This window comes from Streptomyces sp. HUAS 15-9 (assembly GCF_025642155.1).
Classification (GTDB): domain Bacteria; phylum Actinomycetota; class Actinomycetes; order Streptomycetales; family Streptomycetaceae; genus Streptomyces.
The window spans coordinates 9,176,022-9,200,925 of sequence record NZ_CP106798.1; the positions used below are offsets into that span (position 1 = coordinate 9,176,022).

17 protein-coding genes and 7 pseudogenes are annotated in these 24,904 nt (G+C 66.7%); 20 read left to right on the forward strand and 4 right to left on the reverse strand.

The window, feature by feature from the left end; all coding sequences use genetic code 11:
* The first annotated feature begins 197 nt into the window (after positions 1-197).
* From N8I87_RS41815 to N8I87_RS41830, 4 genes and pseudogenes are all read left to right on the forward strand, one after another.
* Positions 198-1,581, forward strand: a pseudogene (locus tag N8I87_RS41815) (IS701 family transposase).
* Between the two features lie 37 nt (positions 1,582-1,618).
* A pseudogene (locus N8I87_RS41820) lies at positions 1,619-2,242 on the forward strand (DNA polymerase III subunit alpha); the annotation flags it as partial.
* The gene (locus N8I87_RS41825) at positions 2,182-4,008 is read left to right on the forward strand and encodes a helix-hairpin-helix domain-containing protein (RefSeq protein WP_263216155.1); all 1,827 of its coding nucleotides are present in this window, start codon (positions 2,182-2,184) and stop codon (positions 4,006-4,008) included. The pseudogene N8I87_RS41820 and the gene N8I87_RS41825, both read left to right, overlap by 61 nt.
* Before the next feature lie 5 nt (positions 4,009-4,013).
* Complete coding sequence (locus N8I87_RS41830; RefSeq protein WP_263216157.1) at positions 4,014-4,535, forward strand: tropomyosin; 522 nt, start codon at positions 4,014-4,016, stop codon at positions 4,533-4,535.
* 108 nt (positions 4,536-4,643) lie between these two features.
* On the opposite strand, the gene N8I87_RS41835 is transcribed toward N8I87_RS41830, so the two are convergent.
* Positions 4,644-8,312, reverse strand: coding sequence for an nSTAND1 domain-containing NTPase (locus N8I87_RS41835; RefSeq protein WP_411577354.1), 3,669 nt, complete (start codon positions 8,310-8,312; stop codon positions 4,644-4,646).
* A 287-nt stretch (positions 8,313-8,599) separates the two neighbouring features.
* Between N8I87_RS41835 and N8I87_RS41840 the strand changes: the two genes are divergently transcribed.
* The 5 genes and pseudogenes from N8I87_RS41840 to N8I87_RS41855 all read left to right on the forward strand — a co-directional run bounded on the left by N8I87_RS41840 (position 8,600) and on the right by N8I87_RS41855 (position 11,621).
* The gene (locus tag N8I87_RS41840; RefSeq protein ID WP_263216161.1) at positions 8,600-9,067 is read left to right on the forward strand and encodes a YjfA family protein; all 468 of its coding nucleotides are present in this window, start codon (positions 8,600-8,602) and stop codon (positions 9,065-9,067) included.
* Positions 9,068-9,394: 327 nt separating this feature from the next.
* Complete coding sequence (locus N8I87_RS41845) at positions 9,395-9,973, forward strand: RICIN domain-containing protein (RefSeq protein WP_263216162.1); 579 nt, start codon at positions 9,395-9,397, stop codon at positions 9,971-9,973.
* A 222-nt stretch (positions 9,974-10,195) separates the two neighbouring features.
* A pseudogene (locus N8I87_RS41850) lies at positions 10,196-10,736 on the forward strand (SigE family RNA polymerase sigma factor).
* Between the two features lie 195 nt (positions 10,737-10,931).
* A pseudogene (locus N8I87_RS44620) lies at positions 10,932-11,210 on the forward strand (DNA polymerase thumb domain-containing protein); the annotation flags it as partial.
* Between the two features lie 36 nt (positions 11,211-11,246).
* A complete protein-coding gene (locus tag N8I87_RS41855; RefSeq protein WP_263216164.1) occupies positions 11,247-11,621 on the forward strand; it encodes a DinB/UmuC family translesion DNA polymerase in 375 nt (124 codons plus the stop codon).
* Here N8I87_RS41855 and N8I87_RS41860 read toward each other — a convergent pair.
* The 3 genes from N8I87_RS41860 to N8I87_RS41870 all read right to left on the reverse strand — a co-directional run bounded on the left by N8I87_RS41860 (position 11,563) and on the right by N8I87_RS41870 (position 13,791).
* Positions 11,563-12,288 (reverse strand): tetratricopeptide repeat protein, encoded by a 726-nt coding sequence (locus tag N8I87_RS41860; protein WP_263216166.1) that lies wholly within the window; start codon positions 12,286-12,288, stop codon positions 11,563-11,565. The genes N8I87_RS41855 and N8I87_RS41860 overlap by 59 nt on opposite strands.
* Positions 12,289-12,475: 187 nt before the next feature.
* Positions 12,476-13,042 carry a hypothetical protein gene (locus N8I87_RS41865; protein ID WP_263216167.1) on the reverse strand — a complete coding sequence of 189 codons (567 nt, stop codon included), beginning with the start codon at positions 13,040-13,042 and terminating at the stop codon, positions 12,476-12,478.
* Between the two features lie 293 nt (positions 13,043-13,335).
* Positions 13,336-13,791: a hypothetical protein gene (locus tag N8I87_RS41870; RefSeq protein WP_263216169.1), complete on the reverse strand. Its 456-nt coding sequence runs from the start codon at positions 13,789-13,791 to the stop codon at positions 13,336-13,338.
* A 580-nt stretch (positions 13,792-14,371) separates the two neighbouring features.
* On the opposite strand from N8I87_RS41870, the gene N8I87_RS41875 reads away from it, so the two are divergent.
* The 11 genes and pseudogenes from N8I87_RS41875 to N8I87_RS44630 all read left to right on the forward strand — a co-directional run.
* Complete coding sequence (locus N8I87_RS41875; protein ID WP_263216171.1) at positions 14,372-14,977, forward strand: hypothetical protein; 606 nt, start codon at positions 14,372-14,374, stop codon at positions 14,975-14,977.
* An 811-nt stretch (positions 14,978-15,788) separates the two neighbouring features.
* Positions 15,789-17,223: pseudogene (locus N8I87_RS44625) on the forward strand (Mu transposase C-terminal domain-containing protein); the annotation flags it as partial.
* Positions 17,224-17,321: 98 nt separating this feature from the next.
* On the forward strand, positions 17,322-17,714 hold the full coding sequence (locus N8I87_RS41890) for an AAA family ATPase (protein WP_263216174.1): 393 nt from the start codon (positions 17,322-17,324) through the stop codon (positions 17,712-17,714).
* 358 nt (positions 17,715-18,072) lie between these two features.
* Entirely contained in the window at positions 18,073-18,894 is an 822-nt protein-coding gene (locus N8I87_RS41895; RefSeq protein ID WP_263216960.1) for a tyrosine-type recombinase/integrase, read from the forward strand.
* 16 nt (positions 18,895-18,910) lie between these two features.
* A complete protein-coding gene (locus tag N8I87_RS41900) occupies positions 18,911-19,270 on the forward strand; it encodes a helix-turn-helix domain-containing protein (protein ID WP_263216175.1) in 360 nt (119 codons plus the stop codon).
* A gap of 448 nt (positions 19,271-19,718) precedes the next feature.
* On the forward strand, positions 19,719-20,258 hold the full coding sequence (locus N8I87_RS41905; protein WP_263216176.1) for a hypothetical protein: 540 nt from the start codon (positions 19,719-19,721) through the stop codon (positions 20,256-20,258).
* 258 nt (positions 20,259-20,516) lie between these two features.
* Complete coding sequence (istA, locus tag N8I87_RS41910; RefSeq protein ID WP_438829321.1) at positions 20,517-21,734, forward strand: IS21 family transposase; 1,218 nt, start codon at positions 20,517-20,519, stop codon at positions 21,732-21,734.
* On the forward strand, positions 21,731-22,501 hold the full coding sequence (istB, locus tag N8I87_RS41915) for an IS21-like element helper ATPase IstB (protein ID WP_263216178.1): 771 nt from the start codon (positions 21,731-21,733) through the stop codon (positions 22,499-22,501). Before istA ends, istB begins: the two co-directional genes overlap by 4 nt.
* Before the next feature lie 56 nt (positions 22,502-22,557).
* Positions 22,558-23,007: pseudogene (locus N8I87_RS41920) on the forward strand (transposase family protein); the annotation flags it as partial.
* 355 nt (positions 23,008-23,362) lie between these two features.
* The gene (locus N8I87_RS41925; protein WP_263216180.1) at positions 23,363-24,373 is read left to right on the forward strand and encodes an iron-containing redox enzyme family protein; all 1,011 of its coding nucleotides are present in this window, start codon (positions 23,363-23,365) and stop codon (positions 24,371-24,373) included.
* Positions 24,370-24,885, forward strand: a pseudogene (locus N8I87_RS44630) (MFS transporter); the annotation flags it as partial. The gene N8I87_RS41925 and the pseudogene N8I87_RS44630, both read left to right, overlap by 4 nt.
* Positions 24,886-24,904 lie beyond the last annotated feature (19 nt).

Here is a 24,904-nt window from a genome sequence, read left to right on the forward strand (position 1 = left end):
GCAACCGTGCTCAGCATGAGGCCGACGTCAGCCATGTCACAGGCCCCTGGGGCAAGACGGGCGTGCAACGGCGAGAGGAGGTGAAGCAGCTGGCGGCTACCGGTAGTTCGTTAAATCCGGCGGTGGCGTGGGTTGACGGCAGGTCGGGTTGGTCGTAGGCCGGTGGTAGGAGTCAACTGCCTTGCTGGGGGCTGAAGATGACCGCTCGCCGTCCGTGTCCGCCTGCGCCGGGTCCGTTGGAGGAGTACGCGGCCCGGTTCGACGACCTCTTCTTCAGCCTGGCCCAGCGGCGAGGGTTTCGCGAGTACCTGTCGGGCTGCTGGCGCCGCGGGAGCGGAACAAGACGATCACCTGTCTGGCCGGGGCGGAGCCGGTGGCGGGTGCGGGGATGCCGGGGTGCAGCGGCTGCAGTTCTTCCTGTCCGAGTCGCCCTGGGAGGCCGAGCAGGTCAACGACCGGCGGCTTGAGCTGCTGCGCGAGGGCGGGGTCATCGTGGTCGACGATTCCGGTGACCGCAAGGACGGCACGGCGACCGCGCACGTGGGCAGGCAGTGGCTGGGTAGGCTGGGCAAGACGGACAACGGCATCGTCACGGTGACCACCGTGTGGACCGACGGCCGCGTGTACTACCCGCTGCACGCGACTCCCTACACCCCCGCCCATCACTTCGCCCGCGGCCGGTCCGACCCGGCCTTCCGTACGAAACCACAGCTGGCCGCAGCCCTCGCGGCCCGCGGGAAGGAGGCCGGCTTCGGCTGCCGGGCGGTGGTCGCCGACTGCGCCTACTCCGTCAGCGACGACTGGTACCTCGCACTGCGCGCAGCCGGCCTGGCCTACGTGGTCGCGCTCAAGCCGCACCGCGGAACCTGGGCTCCGGCCGACCAGCCGCACACCCCCATCGAAGCAGCCCACGCCCTGACCTGGCGCGATGCCAAGCGTCCAGGCGACTGGACGCCCGTGGTGCGTCACTTCCGTGACGGGCACACCGAGACCTGGTGGGCCGCTGATGCCCGCCTGGGCGGCTACGGCCCTGACTCACCCTGCCGGCTGGTCGTGGCCACCACCGACCCGGCCGGCCTGCCGGAGAAGGCCACCTGGTACCTGGCCACCAACCTGCCCCACCCCGACGCGCCCCACGCCGCCACCGGCCCGCACCCGCCGGCCGACCTCGCCGAGATCGTCCGCCTCTACGGACTGCGGCCCTGGATCGAGCAGAGCTACAAGCAGATCAAGGACGAACTCGGCTGGGCCGACTTCCAAGTCCGTTCCGACCGCGCCATCCGCCGCCACCAGATGCTGGTCAACTGCGCCTTCTCCTTCTGCTGGGACCAGTGGTTCACCCCACCCGGACCCTTGGACGCCACCGCGCCGGACCCGTGCCCCGACGAGGGGCCAGAGAGGGGGCCCAGCCGAACCCCACCGGCCCCAACCGCCTTGCTGGCCCAGGGCCTTACGCGCCATCCGTTCCTGGCTCACCCCCGCCATCACCCTCAACCGATGGTGGCACGCCTGGACGGACAAGGACCCACCCTCCGAGCTCCAGGCCCTGATCGACGCGGTCACCAACGGACACGGCATTGACCTCTACTGCCGGATTAACGAACTACCGGTAGCGGTCATCGCCCGGCTCGGGTACGCCACCTATGTCCTCACCGTCGCCACCGTCGCCACCGATGTGCGCGAGATGGGCATCCGGGTCGCCGCCCGCGGCTCCGGCGCGGGCAGCATGGTCAACCACCTGCTGTACATCGCCACGGCCAACCCGCTCGACCGTCACCTCCTCATGGAGCGTTTCCTGAGCGTCAGTCGCCGCTCGCTGCCGGACATCGACATCGATGTGGAGTCCGCACGCCGCCTGGAGGTCTACGACCGCATCTTCGAACGGTTCGGTGCGGATCGGGTCGCGGTGACCGGCATGCCGGAGACCTACCGCGCCCGGCACGCCCTCCGGGACACCGGGCTCGCCCTGGGGATCGCGCCGTACGACGTGGACCGGGTGGCGAAGTCCTTCCCCCACATCCGCGCGTGCGACATCCGGGCCGCGCTCGCCGAGCTGCCCGAGCTCAAGCAACTGTCCGCCGAAGCCGACCGGTTCGGCATGCTGTTCGAACTCGCCGAAGGCCTGGACAAGCTGCCGAGCGGCATGGCCATGCACCCGTGCGGCGTCATCCTGTCGAACGCGTGCCTGCTGGACCGGCTGCCCGTCCAGCCCACGCCGGGCGGCGAGTACCCGATGGTGCACGCGGACAAGGACGATGTGGAGCTCGGCGGGTTCGGCCTGGTCAAGCTCGACGTCCTCGGGGTGCGCATGCAGTCGGCCATGGCGCACGCCGTCACCGAAATCGAGCAGGCCACCGGACGCCACATCGACCTGGGCGACCCCAAGCAGGTGCCGCTGGACGACTACTTTGCCTTCAAGCTCATCCAGGACTCCCGCACCTCGGCCTGTTCCAACTCGAGTCATCCGGACAGCAAGAGCTGCTCTCCCGGCTGCAGCCGCGCGACGTCCAGGACGTCATCGCCGACATCAGCCTCTTCCGGGCCGGTGGCCGGCGGCATGCCCGAGCAGTACACCGCCGCCCGGCACGGCGCCGAGCCTGTCTACCCCCACCGGACCTGGAGCCGATCCTGCGGGACACCTACGGAGTGGTCATCTGGCACGAACAGATCATCGACATGATCAGCGTGCTCACCGGCTGCGACCGGGCGCTCGCCGAACTCGCCCGCCGCGCCCTCGGCGACGCCGAACGCCTGCCAGGGCTCCGGGCCTGGTTCCACGCCAAGGCGGCCGCCCGCGGCTACGACCCAGCCATGCTCGCCGACGTGTGGGAGACCATCGAGGCCTTCGGTGCATGCGGCTTCTGCAGAGCCCACGCCGTCGCCTTCGCCGTCCCTGCCCTCCAGTCGGCGTGGCTCAAGGCCCACTTCCCGGCCGCCCTCTACGCAGGCCTGCTGGAACACGACCCAGGCATGTGGCCCAAGCGGATCATCGTCGCCGACGCCCGCCGCCACGGTGTACCCGTCCTCGGCGTCGACATCAACCGCTGCCGTCCCCACCACAGCATCGAGCAGACCGAAGACGGCACATGGGGAGTGCGCCTGGCCCTGAGCACCGTGAAGAACATCAGCGAAACGGACGTCGCCCGGATCGCCGACCACCAGCCCTACACCTCCCTGCAGGACCTGTGGCACCGCGCCCGCCCCGCCCGGCCGACCGCCGAACGCCTCGTACAGATCGGCGCCCTCGACCCCCTCGCCGGCACTCAGACGCGCCGCGACCTGCTCCTCCAAGTCACCGAATTGCACCGGCACGCCCGCACCCGCACCACGTCCGGTCAACTGCCCCTCGACCACGGCCAGGACCACGTGCCCGCCTCTTCCGGGCTGCCGGAGATGACCAGCCGCCAGGCCCTCGGCGCCGAACTGGAACCCCTCCAGATCGACGTCACCCGGCACCTGATGGACCACCACCACCACCATCAGCTGCTGCGGGAACTCGGCGCCGTCCCTGCCGCCCGACTCTCCCAGCTGTACCCGGGCGGCCAGCAGGTCCTCGTCGCCGGGGTCCGCGCCTCCACCCAGACCCCGCCCATCGCGAGCGGAAAGCGCATCATCTTCGTCACTCTGGAGGACGGCACCGGCATGAGCGACCTCGCGTTCTTCGAGGACAGCCACGACGCCTGTGCCCACACCATCTTCCACTCCGGGCTGCTCCTGGTCCGCGGCCAGGTCCAGCGACGCGGCCGGCGCAACACCCTCACCGGGCAGCGAGTCTGGGACCTCGACGAGCTCGCCGCCGCCCGCCGCGACCACGGCCCCGAAGCTGTCACCCGCCTCCTCGGCGACGCCCTCCTTCCCGCCACGAGCTCGGCCCGCCCGCGGCCGCACCGCACCCTGCCCATGGAGACCGGCGCGGCCCTGCACCCGTGGGCCGACCTGCAGCCCGCCGGCACCCGCTCCGCCGACCTCACCAAACTCGGCCACACCAGCCCCGGAAGCGCCGGGTGAGAACCATGACCCGCAACCGGCCCCCCACACGGCACGTCGTGCACGTCCACTACCACGGCCTCACCCCGGCCGACCCGCGCTATACGCAGGTCCTGGACCTGCTCGCCACCATCAGCGCCCGCGTCCAGGCACTCCCGCCCGACGCCGCGATCGCCGACATCACTGGCGCCGAGCGGTACTTCGAGCTTCTCTTTGGCTCTGTGGGGGACGGGATGATGGCAGCGGTCAGCCGTGCCTCGCTGCAGACCGACCTGGCCAACGCCCGGGAACGCAACAAGCGCCTGGCCGCCCGTGTGCGGCAACTGGAAAAGCGGCTGTCTCAGTCGATCGGGGCGAAGACTTGGGCGGATTCCGGGCTTGGAGCGTCGGCCGATGTTGACCAGCTCCAGCGGCGGATCACCATGCTGGAACAGCAGCTTTCGACTATGCAGGGCGAACTCGACGAACGCATCGAAGAGCTTGAGGCGGCCCGTGCGGCCAATCGTGAGATGACCAGGTCGCTGAACCACCGCCCCGCTCGTTTGTGACCACGTGAGGGGGTCCGTCAAACGTGGCTTCAGGCAGACCGCGAACCACTACGCCGACTGGCACAGGTCGTCGGTGGCGTCGTCGAACGCGTCGCCTCCATCGCTCCTTCACGAGCACGGTGGCTGGTAGGCGATATCACCGACGTACTGCCGCCACTCCTTCTCCGTGAGGGTGTGCTGCGTGGCAGCGCAGATGCGCCGGATAGCCCGGTCGACGTCCAGATCCCACAGGCGGGCTGTACCGTCTTCGCTGCCCGTTGCGATGGCACGACCGCCGGGGCTGTAGGCGACAGCGGACACAGGCTTGGAGTGCTCCTTGAGCGGGTTCCCGAGGAGCGTCGGCAGACCGCTGCCGGGAAGGTGCCACAGCCGGACGTCTTCATCGTCTCCTGCAGTGGCGAGAGCATGCCCGTCGGGGCTGAAGGCGACAGCGGCAAAGGAGTTGGCACCATTGCCGAGGAGCAGTCCCAGACCGGTACGGCGGTCGCTAAGCTTCTTGGGATGCCGTTCGCTGATGTCCCAGAACGAGCCTTCGTCGTCGTTGGTGCTGGCGAGGGTGCGTCCGTCGGCGCTGAACGCCACGTCGGTGAGGTCACCAGTGGTACTGGTGAGAGGCTTGCCGACTCGTTTGGGGTGCGCGGGATCCCTGGTGTCCCACAGGTAGATCTCACTTTCCTCGACAGCGGCCGCGAGGGTGTGCCCGTCCGGGCTGAAGGCCACCGACGTGATCCAGTTTCCCGACACGCGAAGGGGAGGACCGAGGCATTTGGGATGTGCGGGATCATGGGTATCCCAAAGCCAGACTCTGCCGCTGCCGGCCGTGGCAAGGACCCGGTCGCGAGGGCTGAACGCCGCGGTGGTTCCGAGTAATTGTCCACCGAGACTTCGCGGGGACGCGGGGTCGCTGACGTCCCACAGCAGGACCCCACGGGTGTTGGCGTCGAATGTGTCGAAGTCGGTGACCGTGGCCAAAGTGGCCCCGTCGGGGCTGAAGGACACCGCGCTGATGGAGCCTCCCCGGCCCGTCAGGAAGGTAGGGGGAAGAGCCCAGACACGGATGGTGTTCCCGGCGGCGACCAGGGTGTGGCCGTCGGGACCGAAGCCCAGGGAATTAACTCCCGGCTGGCCGAGGGGCTGGCCCACAGCGATGGGCCCGTCCGCGTTGGTGACGTTCCACAGGCGGACCGTGTTGTCCAGCGCGGTGGCCAGGACGTGGTCGTCGGGGCTGAAAGCCATCGCCGAAAGGTCGGCATGGGGGATCTGGAGAGGTCTGCCGAGGCGCTTGGCGTGGTCTGACCGGGTGATGTCCCACAGCTGGATGCTGCCGCTGAAGTCCTCGCTGCTGACGGTTGAGGTGACCAGCATGTTCCCACGAGGGCTGAATAGCACGTCCGCACCGGGCAGAGGCTTGCCGAGCCGCGTGGCGTGGGCTGGTCGCGTGACATCCCACAGTTGAACTGTGTCCTCCTCCGCTTGGTATCTCACGGTTGCCAGGAGGTGCCCGGTGGGGCTGAACGTCGCCCCCGTGTTTGGCAGGGGACTGCCGCGGCGGCTGGGATGCGCTGGCTGGCTGGTGTCCCATAGCTGGACCTGGGTGTTGGCGCCGTCGTCGGTGTCAGAGGTGATGGCTAGCGTCTGCCCGTCGGAGCTGAAGGTCAAGGCATCGACGTCGCCGACGGGAACGGGCGCTCCGAGCGGGATCAGGTCGGCGGGGTGCGTGGTGTCCCACATGCGGAGCATGCCCTTGGTGTGCGTCCCCGTGCTGACGGCGATGGTGGCGAGTGTGTGTCCGTGCGGGCTGAATGCCATCAAGCTGCCGGTAATGGGGCGGCCGATTTGCCTGGGTTCTGTAGGAACGTTGGCATCCCACAGCCGGATCCTGCCGTCGCCCGCCGTGGTGGCGAGGGTATGGCCGTCCGGGCCCAGCACGGCCGTCTGCTGGTCCGGGGTTTTGTCGGTGATGACGGAGAACAGTGGAGTCGCCGTGGCGTTCACCAGGTCCGTGTAGGCCTGCGGCGACGGATGCATGCGGTAGGCGGTGATGTCCAGCTGTGCCGCGACGGACACGTTCTGGTTCTTGTACGACGTGTCCGCGCTGCGTAACTCAGCGGCCTCAGCGGTGAGTTGCCGGGACACGGCGATGTCCCGTTGACTCCGGGCCGTGGAGCGTTGGTCGAAGGCCGTGACGGCAGCCATGGAGGCCAGCAGTACCAGGACGGCCAGGGCGGCGCTGAGGGCCCGCAGCCGTCGGGTGGTACGGGTGGCCGCTCGCTGTTCCTGGCGGCGTGCGTCCAGGCTCGCCGCCAGAAAGTCCTTTTCCAAGGCGGTCAGGTCGCCCGGGTCGGTGAAGGCTTCCGCCGCCACCGCCAGTCGTGTGCCGCGGTAGAGCGCGCCGGGGTCGCGGCCGAGGTTGCTCCAGGCCCGTGCGGCTTCGGTGAGTTGGCGGTGCAGGCTCAGCCGCTCGCGGGCTTCGTGAATCCATTGCCGCAGCCGGGGCCAGCCGGTGATGAGGGCTTCGTGCGCGATGCCGACGGTGTTCTCGTCGAGTATGACCAGGCGCGCCCGGGTCAGCCGGTTCAGCACGATCGCGGTGTCGTCGGGGTCGGCGAAGTCGCATTCCTCGCGCTGGGCGGGCCGACGGGTGTCTGGGGTTCCGGCACCGGGGGTGATCAGCCGCAGCAGAACGCGGCGGGCGAGATCTGTCTGCGTCGGGGTGAGGCTCGCGTGCACGTCCTCGGCGGTGCGGGTGATGGCGCCACGCAGGCCGCCGGCCGACTCATAGGCGGACTCGGTCAGGGCGCGGCCTTTGCGGCGGCGCCAGGTTTCCAGCAGGGCGTGGGACATCAGAGGCAGCGCCCCGGGTTCGTCCTCGACCTCGTCGAGAATGCGAGCGGTCAGCGCGCGCTCCACGATCAACCCGGTAGCCTGAGCGGGTCTGACGATGGCATTGCGCAGGTCCTCCCGGCACATGGGGCCGACTAGCACGGTCCCGTCCTGCAGCGCAGCGGTCAGGGCGGGGTGTTCGGCGCAGCGGCCGAAGAAGTCCGCGCGTACCGAGATGACCACGCGTAGTCGGTTCTCGGGATCGGCCGCGGCCACGAGGCGGTCGATGAACTGGTCACGTTCGCCGACGTCATCGCAGAGGGTGTAGAGCTCTTCGAACTGGTCCACGACCAACCACGTGTCCCCCTCTCCCTCCGCCGGTACCAGGCGCTGAGCGTGAGTGCTCAGCGGGTGCTCGCCGGGGGTGAGGACACGAAGGGCTGCCGGTGCGGACTCTGTCGTATCGGAGTCGCGCAGGCGGGGGATGAGGCCGGCCCGAAGCAGGGAAGACTTGCCACTGCCCGACGGGCCGAAAACGGCGGTAAACCGGCGGGAGCGGGTCAGCTCGAGCAGCCGGTCGGTGAGTTCGTCTCGGCCGAAGAACAAAGCGGCGTCGGCGGGTTCGAAGCGGGCCAGGCCCCGGTACGGCGGTTCAGCATCCTCGTCCTCAGCGCGCGGTTCGGCCGCCGCCTCCGCGGCCGCCTCACACCATCGCTCTTCCCACTCCTCCTCATCGCCGCCGCAGGCGCGCACATATGCGAGGACTACGGGCAGGGTCGGTAGCCGCTCACCCCCGGCCGCCTGCGACAGCGTGCTCGCACCCTGCCCTGTGCGCTGCGCCATCACTCGGTACGTCGGACTCCCGGCCTCCGCCCGCAGTTTGCGTAACTCGGCAGCGAGCCACGCGACCGGCCCCGCACTCGGATCGAGTGGGCTCTCAGGACGTCCTGCCATCGATGGCTCACCCCTTCTACCCGCTGCCTCCCCCGTGGACGCGGCGCGATCACCCGGACGCTACGCACGCCCAGGAAGAAGAGCAAGCGACAGGCGTCTTCTTTGGTCAGCGCCGTGCGCCGTGCCCGTGACCTGCAATGCAGCCATTGATCAGAGTGGCAAAACCGGCTGCCCATTCAATCCCCGGCCCGCTGAACTCGATGACGTGACAGCAACGAGCACTGGCCTTCGCCCTCACCCGAGGCTCGTCCGGTGACTCTCGCACGGCATCGAGAAAAGGAGGCGACGTGCGCGCACTCAAGTCCATCGGGGTGGCCGCTCTTGCGTTGGCGGCGGGCACGACCCTGGTCTTCACCGGCCCCGCCGACGCGGCCGGCCGTAGGTGGGACGGCCAGGATCCTGTCTACAGCGGTTGCGAGGACACCGGACGCATCGTCCACAAGAAGACCGACAAGTACTACAGCTCGCGCTACCACCTGCACGTGTCGGTCACCGCTTCGCTCTGGTACAGCCGCGGCTGCCGCACCGTGTGGGCCATGGTCGACGCCAACGTCCCGACGGACAAATGGAATGGCGAGGGGTGCAACATCTGGCGCAACAGCGACATGAAGCACTACGGCTGCAAGCACCGGACCGGCACCCTCGAGATGCTCTCGCCGATGCTCAACGACAAGAACACCACCGGCTTCGCCACCGCCTGGTCCTACGTCGGCAACGATCCCCACGAAATGTTCGCCCGCACCGGCTCGTACTGACTGGTGAGCTCCGGACAGGCCGACCGACGCCGGACCGTCCGGCAGCGCCACGAATTGTCGATGAACTGCGCCGCCGCGACTGCCGGGGCCGGGCAGAGGCTCGGCGGGGGGCAAGCCTGATTCCTGCGCGGGGCCTTCATCGGCGCCGTTGCGCTTCGGGTTTCGCGCGCCGCATCGAGGACGCCAGATACCCCGAGGTATTCGTGGGCCCGCGTTCTCACCGTTGCGTGCACAGCGACACCTCGCTTCCGGGGACGACCAGCCCCGTTGCCCCGCCCCGGCACGTCCTGCCAATCAGTCCGGATCAGAGGAAGGAAAGACAAGATCATGCAGGTACACAAGCGGCTCGCAATCGCCGCGACAGCGATCACCATGGCCGGCGCCCTGGCTGCGGCCGTCCCAGCTCAGGCAGACCCGCCCGCCGCGGCAGCAGCAGCGCAGGGAGCCAGGCCGGCTGAAAACGCGCTGCGTTTCCCCGGCACCTACCGGTGGCTTCCGGAGCACTTCAGCGGCCCGTGCATCACCGCCCACGGTGGCGTACGCAAGGGAGCGAAGGTCGACCAGTATCGCTGCGTCGGGGCGCAGAACCAGAAGTGGTACGTCGAAGCGCTCGACATCTACAACGCGTACCGGATCCACCCTGCGGAGAACATGGGCCTGTGCGTGGACATCCCCGGCAACTACCGCAAGGGCACACAGCTCATCCTGTGGAACTGCAACGGTCGCACCAACCAGAGTTTCTCGTTCTACTGCAGCTCAGGACAGCGCCACTGCCAGATCAAGCCGTATGCAGGCGCCCAGCACGACAAGTGCCTGGCCGTGAAGGGCGGCAAGACCGCCAACAACACCCCTCTGATCTTGTGGCGGTGCAACGGCGCCCGGGACCAGAAATTCACTTTCCGCTGACCAGAGTTCTCTTGGCCCGGGAACTGGCCGGCGCGAGGGGACCGTCAGCGCTTCAGGCCATAAACGGCTGCTGGAGCAGGGCGGCCCGGCGTCCGCCGTTTGGGCGTCGTGCAGGCAGTGAGCAACGAACGCCGCCGACTGGCCCACCCGGTGTCTCCCGCAGGCCGACGCCTACCCGGCAGGCCCGACCACCCACGCCCATATACGAGGGGAGCGTGCCACGTGAATCCGAGCAAGCACGTTCGTGAAGTGCCGGAATTTGAGGAGTACGTACGCGCGCGGCATGACGCCCTGCTCCGCACCGCACGACGTCTGGTTGCCGACCCGCTCGAGGCTCAGGATCTGCTGCAGACCGCGTTGTTACGCGCTTACCGCGCATGGGAGCGCATCGACGACAAGCAGCTCGCGGACGCCTACCTGCGCCGCGTAATGATCAACACGCGAACCGAGTGGTGGCGAGCCCGGAAGCTGGAAGAGCTTCCCACAGAACACCTGCCGGACGTGAGCATCGGGGGACTCCACCGAAGCGCATGCCGACCGCGCTCTGCTGATGGACATCATTGCTACGCTGACGCCCCAGCAGCGCAGCGTCGTCGTACTACGGCACTGGGAGCAGATGTCCACGGAAGAGACGGCCGCTGCCCTCGGCATGGCGGCTGGCACGGTCAAGAGCACGCTGCACCGGGCGCTAGCCCGGCTCCGCGAGGAGCTCCGACAGAGGCAGGCAGCGGCGTACGGGTTGGTATTCGGTCAGAACAGTTAAGCCACCCAGCCTGGCTCCTCATAGGACAACTTCACTCGATCGGCGATAGCGCCACACTTGTTGCACCAGCTACGGTGGGTGGTACCGGTGCTGAGCTGCACAGATCTCCGATGTCTTGCATTGCGCCACATCACCTCCCCCAGAGAAGTTTCCGCGGGCCCGAAGGCCTGGCCCAGCTGATCCGGCTGCGCACTCTTGCCCGGACCGGCGTGCAGACCACGCTCGGGGCCGGCTCCAGCGTCATGCTGGCCGCCATGGCGGCCGCTGTCACCGAGCCCGGCGCCATCACCGTCATCCCCACCGACGAGGCGATCGTCGCCTTCCTCCACCCAACGTCCGGTCGCCGCACTGCCCGGCGTCGGCCCGGCCACCGCGCGCACCCTCATCCACCACGGCCTCGAGACCGTCGGCGACGCCGCCCGCACCCCGCTCGCTACCCTCCAGCGCCTCCTCGGCGCGGCCGCCGGCCGCCAGCTGTACGAGCGCGCCCACGCCCACGCCCCGCGGACAGTGCTCCCTCACGCCCTGTCCAAGACCACCACCGTCAGCCACAGCTTCAACCAGGACGAACTCGACCCGGACGAACACCACCGCGCCCTGCTCAACCTCACCCACCAGCTCGGCGCCCGCCTGCGCGACGACCAGGTCGTCGCCCGCACACTCACGCTCACCGTGCGCTACGCCGACCGCACCACCACCAGCCGCACCCGCACCATGCCCGAGGCCACCGCGCACACCCTCGCCCTGACCCGCACGGCCACCGGACTCTACGAGAGCCTCGGCCTGCAGCGCGCGTGGGTACGCGCGCTGTCCCTGACCGCCGAGCTCACCGACGCGGCCGCCGCCGGAGATGCAACAGGTAACTGGGGCGGCGAAGGTGTCTGAATGACTGCCAGAGCCGCCACGTGTAGTCGTCTTCTCGTTGCCCGTCGAAGATGAGCGATCCTTGAATCATGTCGAGGGCGTCAATGTACAGGCCGCATTCCTCCTGCACCCTTGACAATTTGAATCGTAGATAAGGATTGAGTGGATCGAGTCGCAGCGCCTTGTGGTACCAGTCCATCGCCTCATCGTTTTTGTGATCTTTGTGCAGCAGACTCCCTCTTTGGAATGCCTCAAACAATTCAGAGGGGAGCTCGCGCCCTACCCAGTCACGCCAGGGAGGGTGCTTTCCTGCGCGGGTGACGGGCAGGAGCGACGCGACAACCCAGTACGCGGCGCTGCTGACAGCCTCTTCCCAGTTTGATCCCCACACCGTTGTCATACGGCAGCCGCCGAGCGCGTACGAGGTAACGGTCACGGTCATGCCGTACCGAGGTTCCTGGTTGCGGACCTGTAGTTCTCCCCTGACCCGGTATGCGATTTTCGGCCTCAAGCGCGCCAGGAACCGCATCATGCTTGCCCCGAGACGTTTCGGGTCGGGGTCGATGTCCCCGACCAGGTCGAGGACGCTTTCCGCAGGTGGTTCGGGGACACCGGGCGGCGGGTACAGGCTCGTCTCCGACAGCTGCTTGCGGAATTGCGCGGTCAAATCAGCTACTGGCGGGGTCACGGACTTCCCGGTGGCATCCTGAAGCTGCTGTACCTCGACCGGGCCAGGCTTGTACTACAGCCTCACTTCCTGGGCGGCCGATCACGTCCGGTCCGAATCGGGCACCGTCTCGGAGGTCTGGTGTGGAACAGCAACTCACGGTGCGTGACTGACGCTGTCACTGGGCACGAAATGTAGTACCAGCGCGTCAGCGCAGCGCCGACCCAAGCCACTTGGTCACTTCATGGGCGGCATGCGTGCCGACCTTTTCCATGAGCTTCTGAAATCGACTGGAAACGGATATGCGTTGATGATCTTCGGGTGCTGACTGAGAGTCTGCGTCGAGTTCACGGAGTTCACGCAGTGATGCTTCTATGTATGGGTCCAAGTGCTTGACATAGCTCTCAATCCACGACGCAACATTGGACTTATTTACGCCGCCTTCAAGCATGAGGTCCGAGCTCAGCATCATCCAGACGACTCCTTCTTCATCTGGTTCAAGCCAGGAGAGAGTTCCGTGAGTATCGAGTCGGCCGTTCCAGTCATTTGAAACCACCATGGCAATCATGCTGAGATGATCGGCGACCCGCACTGGAGCGCACCTCATTGTTAGTCGACTGCTACTGATGGGATCGATCCAGACGTAGGCCGGATCGCCATCCTTGTCTATAAACGTGCAGAAGACTTTGTCATCTTTGACTTGCGCACTCGATATCCTTGAGTTGCGGCTGGCGATATCCCGCAACTCGGCAGGACTGATGCTATCAATGGACATTTGTGAAACTCCCTCGGACTTCTCGTCGAAACTCCCCGCGGCTCGCGGGATATCGACCATGACAGCCTGCCTTGTACTACAGTCGCAGATCTTCGGGTTCGCGACAGAACCTGATCGTTTCGTGCCCAGTGACAGCGTCAGTCACGCGCCGTGAGTTGCTGTTCCACACCAGACCTCCGAGACGGTGCCCGATTCGGACCGGACGTGATCGGCCGCCCAGGAAGTGAGGCTGTAGTACGAGGACTACCGGGCCATCACTCGTTCGCGGGCCGGGCCGCGCGCTATGTACTCAGTCAGAGATCCTCGTAAGCGGCGTTGAACACGGCGAACCAATCGTTCGGCGCGGGATGAGTAAGAGGCCATGGCAACCCATCGTCGCCGTATGCTTCCAGGATCCGATATGTGTGATCCAGGCAATTATTTGCCCAAGCGCTGTACCCGCTAGATCCGGTTTCCTTGGCCTTGGCTTCCGCCGCCGCCCAATCGGCATCGTTAACCCTGCACTGTTTCAATGCATGGTAACGGCGGGAGCGGAACTCGGACAGCATCTCATCCGCACTGGCGAAGCGCTTCGCCCACCAGCCGTTCTGCCCGCCAGGTGGGATGACGGGGGCTCCGCCGAAGTTCTCGGTAGAGCCAGCATAGAAGTCGCCGTCGGCGAGTAAGAACCCCCAACCTACGTGACCTGCTCTCCCGGGGGGAAGGGGAGCTCCGTCCCTGCGTAGGAATACGAACTCGTACCCGTCCATCAGTAGCCCCCTCCTCGACAGGATCGATTCGGGCTCTTGATCCAAGCCTCTCATGAGCATCAAGGACCCGCATTTCCGTCGGTTGTTCAAGCCGTAAAGTAGGGCGCTCGCATGGACCGCCCTCCGCCGCCCTCAGTCGAGGGCGGCCGATCACGTCCGGTCCGAATCGGGCACCGCCTCGCAGGTCTGGTGTGGAACAGCAACTCACGGCGCGTGACTGACGCTGTCACTGGGCACGAAACGATCAGGTTCTGTCACAAACCCGAAGATCTGCGGCTGTAGTACCTGGCTCGGCCCAGCATGCTTCCGTTTGACATCGGAGCCTGCGAGTAGCTCCATGGAGGTGAATAGTCTCTGGATGAGGTGCTTGTTCTCCGGCGCCGACCAAGGAATGCAGCGGCGGCATCTGAAGCCGATCCGGGTTAATTGTGCGACCGTCCTTAATTTTGGGTGCTTACTTGACATGTGGAGTTGGGTCTACCGAGTAGGCCCGTGACATTGTCCAAATCCCCTGCCCAAATTTTGGAGAGAACGCATGATAGTCAGGTCGCCGCAATGCCACCCAATAAGGAAGAAGGGGGTGGCCCCGCTGGCCATGCTCGCCTTCCTGGCTTCGCTAGGCCTTTTCTTTGTTTTCTCCTCAGTTCCAGCCTCGGGGGTGGAGGCAGGGGTTGGATCGGTGATCAAATCCCCGGCTAAATTCCTGTATCCCCTTTCGCAGGCTCAGTTCAATCAGTACTGCCTCGATGCGGGGTATGAGCAGGGGGTAACCGCACTCGGAAGCGACGCAGAATCATTGCGCTGTGTTGACGAGGACGGCACTAAGGTTGTATTCGACGTCGACTTCGTGTGCGCGTCGGCCTATCCTCAAATGGAAGTTCCGCGCAGCCGACTCATGACCATGGGTGCGACGTACTCTGCCTGGCAATGCATGGATGTTGTGAACTATGCAGGGCCGCCTGATTTTGAGGCTGCCTGTAAGTCCATAGGGAAGGAATTGATATTTGTAGGCCACCCGCAAGGTTACTTGGCGTATGGGTGGCGATGCAGTCCGCCTGTGGAGTTCGTTCCGGTAACCCAGAATTGCAAAGATCTGTACGGACCCAACGCCATTGACAGGGTAGATAACGTTCGAAGTGACGAAGTTGAAGTAGCGTGGGGCTGCTACATGCTAAGAGCATCGTGACGACGGGCGAGCATAATCCTGACTGTGGTGACCGAGATACCAATGTCTGCTGCGATTTGCCGGATGGGCTGCTGTAGTACATGTCGGCGGTGGATGACGTCTGGGAGGCGGTCGGTGTAGGCGGGGCGGCCGCCAGCCTTTCGGACGGGGACTCCGTCTTTGCGCAGGGCGAGGCGGACGGCGGCCTGGCTGACGTGTTCGCGGTCGGCGATGGTCTGCAGGGACAGCCCGTCGTTCTCGTACCAACTCCGCCACCGCTGGACGCGCTGGGCGGTGTCCTGGGTCTGGCGGTAGCGCGGAGGGCTCCAGTCGACGGGGTGCTCGGCCAGCAGGTAGCGGGCGTGTGCGGTGGTGGTACCCAGGCTCTCCGCGAGCCGGGCGATGGAGAACGCTCCTGTCGGGGAGTGGCGTTGGAACTGTTCGGGCGTGATGCTGCGATCTCTCGGTTTCGGGGCAGTGGTTTTGAGGGACGGTTGGTTGTGGGGGGTTGTTGCTGGTCAGGGGCTGTTTTTGTGGTGTGGGTTCACTGTCGTGTGGGTGAGAGATCGGGGTGGATGACGCTGTCCTGGGGGTTTATCGCATGAGGGGTGACGTTGTCTCAGTTTCGTGGGTTCCTATCCGCTGGCGGGTGGATGGTTGGTGTGCTCGGTGTGTGGTTGAGGAGGAGCTGGGCGGGGCTTCGGAGGGGTCGGGCGGGGTGTCGGTTGGTGGGTTGCCTGCTGCGTCTGTTCGGGCGTTGCGTGTTCCGGTGGTGCGCCGGTTGCTCGCGTTGCGCCGGTAGGGGAGGCCCTTTACCGGGCAAGTGAGGGTGATGGCTCAGTCGTTGGGGGTGAAGGGAGCATGTGGTGTGGCGGTGGCTGGCTGCTGCTGAGCGGGATGGTGCGGCGGCTGCGGCGCTGGGGGGAGCGGGCTCCCTACCGTGGGCGGTTCGTGGTCATGGACGAGGTCCGGGCTCTGCTCGTGCTGTGGAAGGGGAATGTTGCTGCGGTCCATCGTGAGCTGATTGCTCGCGCGGCCAGGGGTGAGGGGGAGTCGCCTCCGTCGATTCCGACGCTGCACCGGGCGATTCGCCGTGATCTGTCGCCGGGGGGGCTTGTGGGAGGTGAGCGGGTGGCGCGGAAGCATGATGTGTTCCTGGCCCGGCCGCGTGGGTGGTGTAACCGGGTGTGGGAGACCGGCCATGTCCAGGCCCCGGTGCTGGTCGATGTCGACGGTACCGTGCGGCGGCCGTGGATCACCTGGTTCACCGGCTGCGCGGCGAACGCGATCACGGGTGTGGCCATCACGCCGGGAGATCCGTCGGGGGAGTCGGTGCTGGCCGCGCTGCGTTCCGCGGTCCTGCGTGAGGACCCCTACGGCCCGTTCGGCGGCCTGCCCGAGAAAGTACGTGTCGACCGCGGAAAGGACTTCCTGTCCAGGACGGTGTCCGCTGCGTTCGATCTCCTGGACGTGACGGTGGAGGACCTGCCCGCCTACACCCCCCACCTCAAGGGCACCGTGGAGGTCCTGAACCGTGCGGTGGAGAGTATGTTCCTGGCCGCGCTGCCCGGCTATGCCCGCCAGCCGCGCCCTGGCAAACGCTCTTCCCGCCCGAAGGACGAAGTGCTGCTTGTTTCGAGGACTTCACCGCCCGGCTGTGGGACTGGATGCTGTGGTGGAACACCGAGCACCGCCCCGCCCCGCTGCGGGGCAAGACTCCGCTTGAGGCGTGGCAGGACGATCCCACCCCGCTGCGGGACGTGCCCGCGACAGATTTGTGGACGTTCACCCTGGAAGATGCCGGTACCCGCACGCTGACCACCCGCGGAGTCCGCTTCAGGAAACGCGACTACGTGGGAGCGTGGATGACCGGCCAGGCAGGCATCCAGGTCCGCATCCGCTTCATGCCCCATCACGACCATCGCATCGAGGTCTACCACGCGGCCACCGGCCGCTACCTCGGCCCCGCCGACCTGGCCGACCAGGCCACCGAGGAACAGGTCAGCGCCGTACGGCGGGTAAGGGCCGCCCGCACCCGCCGCCTGAAGAAGGACCTGGAGGCCGCCCAGCGCGAGCGCTACGCCGCCGTGAACCAGCCCGAAGAACCCAGGCGGCTCGGCGCGCTGACCACCGTGCAGGCCGACGCCGAACTCGCCCAGGCCGCCGGCACCGACCTGTCGTAGTTGTCGCTGCCGGACCTCATCCCGCCCTCCGCACCGCCAGCGGGGTGGCGTACCCCTGCGTCCCTGGCCGCGCTCACCACGCCAGGCCGCCCCGCCCCGCTCCCGTCCGGGAGGGATGGCGCTTCCGCTGCGGACGGCCCGGACGGGCGGGATCCCACCACCGACGAAGACGGAGGCGCTTCGTGACCGCGGCTGCCTACCAGTACGTCGACCTGCCTGATGCGTCCGTGGTCACCACCCGCGCCCTGCTCACCGCCCGGGAGAACATCACCGACACGGTCGCCGCGCGGGCGATGATGTGCATCCACGGTGGAGCCGGCTTCGGTAAGACCCTCGCCGTCAACATCTGCCTGCGCGGGCTCGAACCCGGCGAGGACGTCCGCAAGATCACTTTCCGTGCCCGGCCGACGGCCCGTGCGGTGCGCTACGAGCTGTTCACCGCGCTCGGCCCGGCGGGTGAACCGCCGCGCCATTCCAGCGAGTTCGACCGTCTGCTGAAGACCGCTCTGGCCGAGCGGCCCCGCACGTTCCTGGTGGACGAGGCCCAGTGGCTGAACGGGGAGGCGTGTGGATGAGCCGGTTGTTTCGCTGGTGGGGGTTGCTTTTTCTTCGGTGGGTCGTTGGGTTCGTCGGTGGTGCCGTTGCTGTTCAGGTGCTGCCTTAACCGGCGTCCAGTGGGGTGTTGTGGTGGGAATGGGGGATCGGGGCGGGTTGTGGCTGGTTGAAGGCGCACGGCACACCTCGTCTGACGGGTCGGTCGGTCCCGTGGATCCCTGGGTGTTGCAGGGGGAGTGTGTTCGGGCGTTCGCGAGGACGTGGATGGTGCGCGGGTTCGCTCCAACCACGGTCCGCGGGTATACCTCTCTCCTGGCGCGGGTCCTGGGGCGTTTCGACTGTCCGGTGTGGGCGGTCGGAGCCGATGACGTGGATGAGATGCTCCACGCTCTCGCTGTCGCGGGTCTGGCACCGTGTACGCGCCGGCAGTACCTGCAGATGCTGCGTGCCTTCCATGGCTTTGTCGCCGAGCGCTACGGGGCTCAGGTCCGCGCGGGGTTCGGGGCTGCGGTCGGTGACGGCGGGCTGGACCGGTTCAACCATGTGCGGCATGCCGGTGACGATGCTGTGGTGGGGCCGCCTCCCAGCCGTGAGCGGCTGCAGGCGTTCTTCTCGTTCGTCCGTTCCCAGGTAGCGGTCGCGTCCGACTACCGGGCCATGGCCCGGGACTACGCGCTGCTCCGCACGCCGTATCACTCGGCGGTCCGGGTGAGTGAGCTGGTACGCCTGGACCAGGCCGACGTGCATCCGGGGCTCGGGCCGTCGGGGAAGCTGCACGTGCGGTTCGGGAAGGCAGCGAACACCTCGGGACCGCGGCCGCGGTGGGCGCCGATACTGGAGGGCCTGGACCGGATCCTGGCCTGGTACCTGGCCGATGTCCGGCCGCTGTTCCCCGCCAGTGCACCGCTGTTCTGCGACGATGACGGCCAGGCCTTGAAGGCGGCGACGGTCCGGGACCGTCTGGCTCGCCTTCTCGATGCCGAAGGTGTGCGCTGGAATGAGCGGTTCACCCCGCATGCGCTGCGCCGGGCGTGTGCGACACACCAGTACGAGCGGGGCATGGACCTGATCGCGGTCCAGCAGCTCCTCGGCCACCGCCATATCGCCTCGACGATGGCGTACGTGAAGCCGTCGCAGAAGTTCGTCGAGGACGCCTGGCGGCGTGCCACTGACTCTGCTGTCCGGGTGCTGGCCAGCTGATCAGAGAGGAGAGGGCATGACCTCATCAGAACCAGCGCTGGTGGAACCGGCTTCTCCAGCAGTGGAGTGGCGGCTGCGGCTGGCCGCCGCCGAGCGCGGCGTATGGAGCGGGACTCAGCTGCGCCGGCTGCTCGCCGAGAAAGCAGGTCTGGAGCTGTCACCGGCCTCGGTGTCCGCTCTGTTCACGAAACAGCCGTCCCAGGTCAAGCTGTCTACCCTGGCTGCCCTGTGCACGGCCCTCGACTGTGCTCCTGGAGATCTCCTCGTGTTGGGTCCTGCAGCATTGGCCCCGGTGCTGGTGCCGGAGGTGGCAGGCGAGCGGCCGTCGCCCGTCCTACTGCGGGCCGCCGGGACACGGTCACTGCCTCCCTTGTGACATGCGGGACCGCTCTCCGTTCACCCCTTCTACCTGGCGTATCTGAGGTCGCATGACAGCCTCCGTTCCCGGCGCCGTCCAGGGCCGTTGCCCTGGCTGCATGAAGCTGCGCTGGCTGCGCCCCGGTTCTGGCCTGTGTGCCTGGTGCTTGCGTAGGTGTCCGGGCTGTGGTGGAGGCAGGCGCTCGTCGGATCAGCTGTGCGCGGCCTGCCGACGCCGTGCCTCAGGCGGACACGGGCGCGGCCCGTGCCAGCGCTGCGGACGCCGGCGGTCCCTCGCCGCCGCGACCCAGCGATGCCGTCCGTGCAGCGACCCAGCGACAGCGAAGCCGCTCGCTGCCTGTTCGGGGTGTGGTGTCCTGCTCCAGTGGGCGCGGGGCATGTGCAAGCGCTGCTATGAGCATTCGCCCCACACGGTGGAGACCCGCGCCGCCAGCTGGGGCCGCCGGATGTCCCAGATGCCCTCGTGGTGGGATGCCTTCACCGCGCACCTGAAGACGCACCGCCACACCTTCTACGCCGCAGACGCCCTCACCCATACCGCCCGTCTCGTCATCGACACCGGCACCACCGATCCGCACACGCTGGTCACCCACTCGGCCCGGACGAGTCCCTGGCTCAGCCGGCCGCTTGCCGACTTCTTCCGCGCCTACCGCCTCCTCGACACCCCCAACGACACCGAGAACACGCAAGCCGCCGCTCGCCGCGAGCGCCGCCTCCAGGCCGTCCCAGCCCCGCTGCGCCCCGCCGTCCGTGCCTTCGCGGACGCGCTGGTGGCCCAGCACCAGAATGCCGAGCGCCTTGGGCTGCGACCGAACCAGCTCAAGACCATCGAGATCCGCCTCGACACCGTCCGAGACCTGGCACTCCACATCCACGCCCAGGGACATCTCACCTGGGCAAGTGTGAGTGTCACCGCCCTGTGTCCGCGTACAAGCGATCGTGCACCACCTCGTACGGATGAGAGTGCACCAAAGCTGATGCGGTGACGGATGGGTGCCGGGAGTCTTCTGTCGTCGGTTTCGGGGCGGCAGAGGGGCGGCTGAGGTGGTCTTGGACCCGCATCGCTGGCTGGAGTTGAGGCGGTTCCGCGGTCTGTACGAGTCCGGTGCGATGAGCCTGCGGGAGATCGCGAAGGAGACCGGGCTGAACCGCCGCACGGTCACGAAGTACTTGTCGGGCGAGGCTCCCGTCGCGCCACCGACACGGACGGCCGATGGAAGCAGCAGCGACGGGCGGTCGACGAGGTGGCCCCGCTCATCGACGCGATGCTCAGGTCGGAGGTCCTGCTGAAGGCATCGGTGATCCACGAGCGCCTGGCGTCGGAGTACGGGGTCACCATCAACTACCAGCGGGTCAAGATCTACCTTCAGGAGGCCCGGCCCCGGATCGCCGAGGAGCTCGGTATCAGCCCGGGCGAACTGGCCGGCCTGCACCGGCGTTTCGAGGTGATCCCGGGCGCCCAGGCCCAAGTGGACTGGGGGGATGAGGGCCAGGTCCTCGCCCATGTCGGGATCCCGAAGGTCTACTCGTTCCACATGACGCTGTCGTACTCGCGTGATCCGTTCTGCTGCTTCACCACCAGCCAGGACCTGGCGAGCTTCTTCGACTGCCACCGCCAGGCGTTCGCGCACTTCGGCGGGGTGCCGATGACGATCGTCTACGACCGCACCAAGACCGTCGTGCGCCGGCACGTCGCGCCGGGCGAGGCGGTCCCGCTGCACCCGGAAGCCGTCGCGTTCGCCGGGCACTACGACTTCGACATCGACGTCCTGGCCGCCTACCGACCCCAAGGCAAGGGCCGGGTCGAGCGGCAAGTCTTGATCGTCCGCGACCATGTGCTGGCCGGACGGGCTTTCTCCTCGATCGAGGAAATGAACGCCGCGTTCTCGGCCTGGGTGCCGCTGCGGAGGGCGAAGGTGCACGGCACCCACGGCGAGATCATCGGACACCGGGCAGTGCGGGATCACGTGGCCCTGCGGCCGCTGCCGCCGACTCCCTATGTGGTGGCCCAGCGGCATCTGCGGCACGTCGGGAAGGACTGCCTGGTCGCCTTCGACGCGAACCTCTACTCGGTCCCCGCCCGCAAGGTCCGCCCACGCCAGCTGATCGAGATCCGGGCGACCAAGTCGCAGGTCACCCTGCACTCCACCGTCCCCGGCGCCGACGGGGAAACTCTGCTGGCCGCCCATCCAAGGGCAGTCGGCCGCGGCGCCCGGATCGTGGATGAGAGGCACTGGGACGGCCTGCCCACCGGCGCCGGGCGTCGTGTCACCACCGGCGATGTCGTGCCCCCGCCCCGCCGTAACCAGCCTCTGGGACCCGAGGCCGGGCCGCTGCAAGCCCTGCTGAACCGGGCCGCCGCCGCAAGCGTCGAGGTCGGCCGTCGCCCGCTGTCCGTCTACGACGAACTCACCGGCACCCGCCCGTTCACCACCAACCGAGCGACAAAGGAACCCTCTTGAGCCAGCTGACCGGCAACCGCATCCGCACCACGGCCGGCAAGCTCGGCCTGCCCCATCTCGCGGAAACCATCAATGAGTTCACCCGCCGGGCCGACGAGGCGAAAATGGGCTACCTCGACTTCCTCGACCTGGTCCTGTCCGAGGAACTCGCGGTCCGTGAGGACCGCCGCTTTCGCAGCGGACTGCGGACGTCGAAGCTGCCGCACCACAAGACGCTCGACGAGTACGATTTCTCCTTCCAGCCCGACCTCGACCCTCGCAAGGTCAAAGACCTCGCCACCCTCTCGTTCGTCGAGGCCAAGGCCAACGCCGCTCTGCTGGGTCCGCCGGGGGTCGGCAAGACGCATATCGCCGTCGCCCTCGCCGTCGCGGCCTGCCGGGCCGGTTACTCGATCTACTTCACGACCCTCGACGACATGGTCCGCAACCTCAAGACCGCCGAGGCCGCCGGACGGCTGGTCAACAAGCTGGGCACCTACCTGCGGCCCAGCGTCCTCGTGGTTGATGAGGTCGGCTACCAGCCCCTCGAACGCGCCGAGGCGAACCTGGTCTTCCAGGTGATCTCCAAGCGTTACGAGAGGGGTTCCATCATCCTGACCTCGAACAAGACCTTCGGAGAATGGGGACAGGTGTTCGGAGATGAGGTTCTCGCCACCGCGATCCTCGACCGTCTCCTGCACCACTGCGAGGTCGTCTCCATCAACGGCAACAGCTACCGGCTGAAGAACCGTCTTCAAGCTATCGAGCGCGACACCGACGTGGCCTGAGCAGTGGTGCACAGATCTCTGTACTTGGTGGTGCACTCAGGCGAGTACGGGGACACCAGCACCTCACCCTCGCACAGATCGCGGCTGGCTTCGGCATCTCCGTCGGCACCGCACACGCCTACACCGCGGCTGTCGTCGACCTGCTTGCTGACCGCGCCCCTGGCCTGCTGCGCTCCTTACGCGAGGCTGACTCCGGCCACGTCCTGCTCGACGGCACGCTCGCGGATTGCGACCGGGTCGGCGACAGCCGGGCCGACCACTCCCACAAACACCGCCGGCACGGGGTAAACGTGCAGGTGGTGACCGACCCGGCAGGGCGGCTGTTGTGGATCTCGCCGACACTGCCCGGTCGCGCTCACGATCTGGCGGCCGCCCGCACTCACCGGATCATCAGGATCTGCGAACGCCAGGGCGTTCCCATCCTCGCTGACCGCGCCTACCTGGGCGCCAGCCCGTGGGTGAGCCCAGGTGCTCATGGTCTTTCTCGCCCCCCGAGAAAACAGCTACCACCATTTTTACGCCAAGACCAGAAGATGGGGCCTCCACCAGGGGTCGATTAAATCGCCAGAAAAGCGTCACAAGGGGCACTTTCAGTGGAGCGATCAAGCCACAGGAATCTCTAATTCCACTTCTTGGCATTGATTTAATTTGCAGCCACACGTAATTTTTTTGCGGGCCGGAACCCCGGTCTGCTTTCGTATAGAAAATGAGGTGGTCCTCATGTCCATCACCATCAAGCCGGTCGAGAAGCCCGCGATGAGCAAGGTTGCCGGCGCTGTTCTCTGTGGCTGACGCCCATAAGTAATGGAGGGGAGGCGCGTCGCGTGCCTCCCCTCCATTTCGCGACGAAAGGACTGCTCCATGCTCAAGGGCGACCTCGAATTCCGTCCGCGCCTCAGGCACTGCACCTTCTTCGTCCCCAGCAGCGGGGGCGACGTGCTCATGATCGTCGGTGACCAGCACTTCCAGTTGGAGCAGCATGGTGCCCAACTCAAGGACTTCCTGAACCTCAAGCGCTATCTGGACGGCCGACACACGGTCAAGCAGATCTCGGAGATCACAAACGTCACTCCGGAAGATGTTCTCGGGATAGTCAACGCATTCGCGGAGCAGGGCCTGCTCCGCGAGGAGAATCCCGAGCTCGAAAACATCCCCGTCGACGTTTTCCTGAAGCAGATCGACAAATCCACAGCCATGTGGACCGAGCAGATCGGTTACCACCGACTGTGGTCCGGACTGGAGAACCAGGAGTACCGCAAAGAGGTGTTCCTAGGGCTCATCCTGGAAACGTACCACTACATAAATTCGGCGAGTCGCCACATCTCCACGGCCATTTCCCACTGCTCGGACCCGCAGTGGAAGAGGCTGCTCTCGGAGTACCTCGCCGAGGAATACGATCACGCCTGGATGGCCCGGGACAGCCTCATCCGCATGGGTCTGTCCAAGGAAGAGATCGAGAACGCCCACCCGATCATCGGCACCTGGTCGTGGACCAACAACCTCTGTGAGATCGCGCGCGAGGACACCCTCGGGTACCTGGCGTGCACGAAGCTCTTCGAGGCCCGTGGCACGGAGACCCTCGAAGGCGCCGAGACGCTACAGCGGTTGGCAGAGGCCTACGGCTACCCGAAGGACTGCCTCGAACCGCTGGTCTCCCATGTCAGGACGGACGTCGAGGCGAACCACACCGGCCTGCTTGAGGAAGCTCTGGAGGGTCGCAATTACATACCCGCGGAGCAGGCGCACCGTGCAGTCAACAACCTGCACGACCTCAAGCACTCGTTCGACCAGTACAACGACGGAATCATCCTGTACTACTCGGACGTGTCCAACTACATCCCTCGTCTGAAGGTCGACTACTTCAGCCTGTGACAACACAGCAGATCCCGAAGTCCCACCCACCAGCCGCCGCTCCAGCGGGCCGCTTCGCCCGCCTTTGGACTGCGTACACGGTCAATGTCGCTGGGGACGAGTTCTACACCCTCGCCGTGCCTCTGATCGTCTACCAGGTGGGTGGGACAGCCGCGGCCATGAGCCTCGTCTACGCCTGTTCCCTGCTCCCGCAGGTCTTCATGGGTGTCTGGGGCGGCGTGCTGGCGGACCGTCAGGACCGAATCAAGTTGCTTCGGCTGTGCTACCTCTGCTCGGCCGTGTCACTGCTGCTGGCCTACGCAGTGTTCTCCGCCACCCATGTCAGCATCGTGGGACTGGCCGCAACTGCAGTCCTGCTGGGCATCATGGCGCCGGTGGCCGCAGCGAGCTTCGACAGCTCTCTGCCCCACTTCGTTCCGCACAACAGCCTGCCCCGCGCAAATGCCGCTACCGAGGCCTCGCGAACGGCTTGCGTGGTACTGGGCCCTGCAGCGGCCGGGTTCGCCATCAGTCACCTGGCCCCCCCAGCAG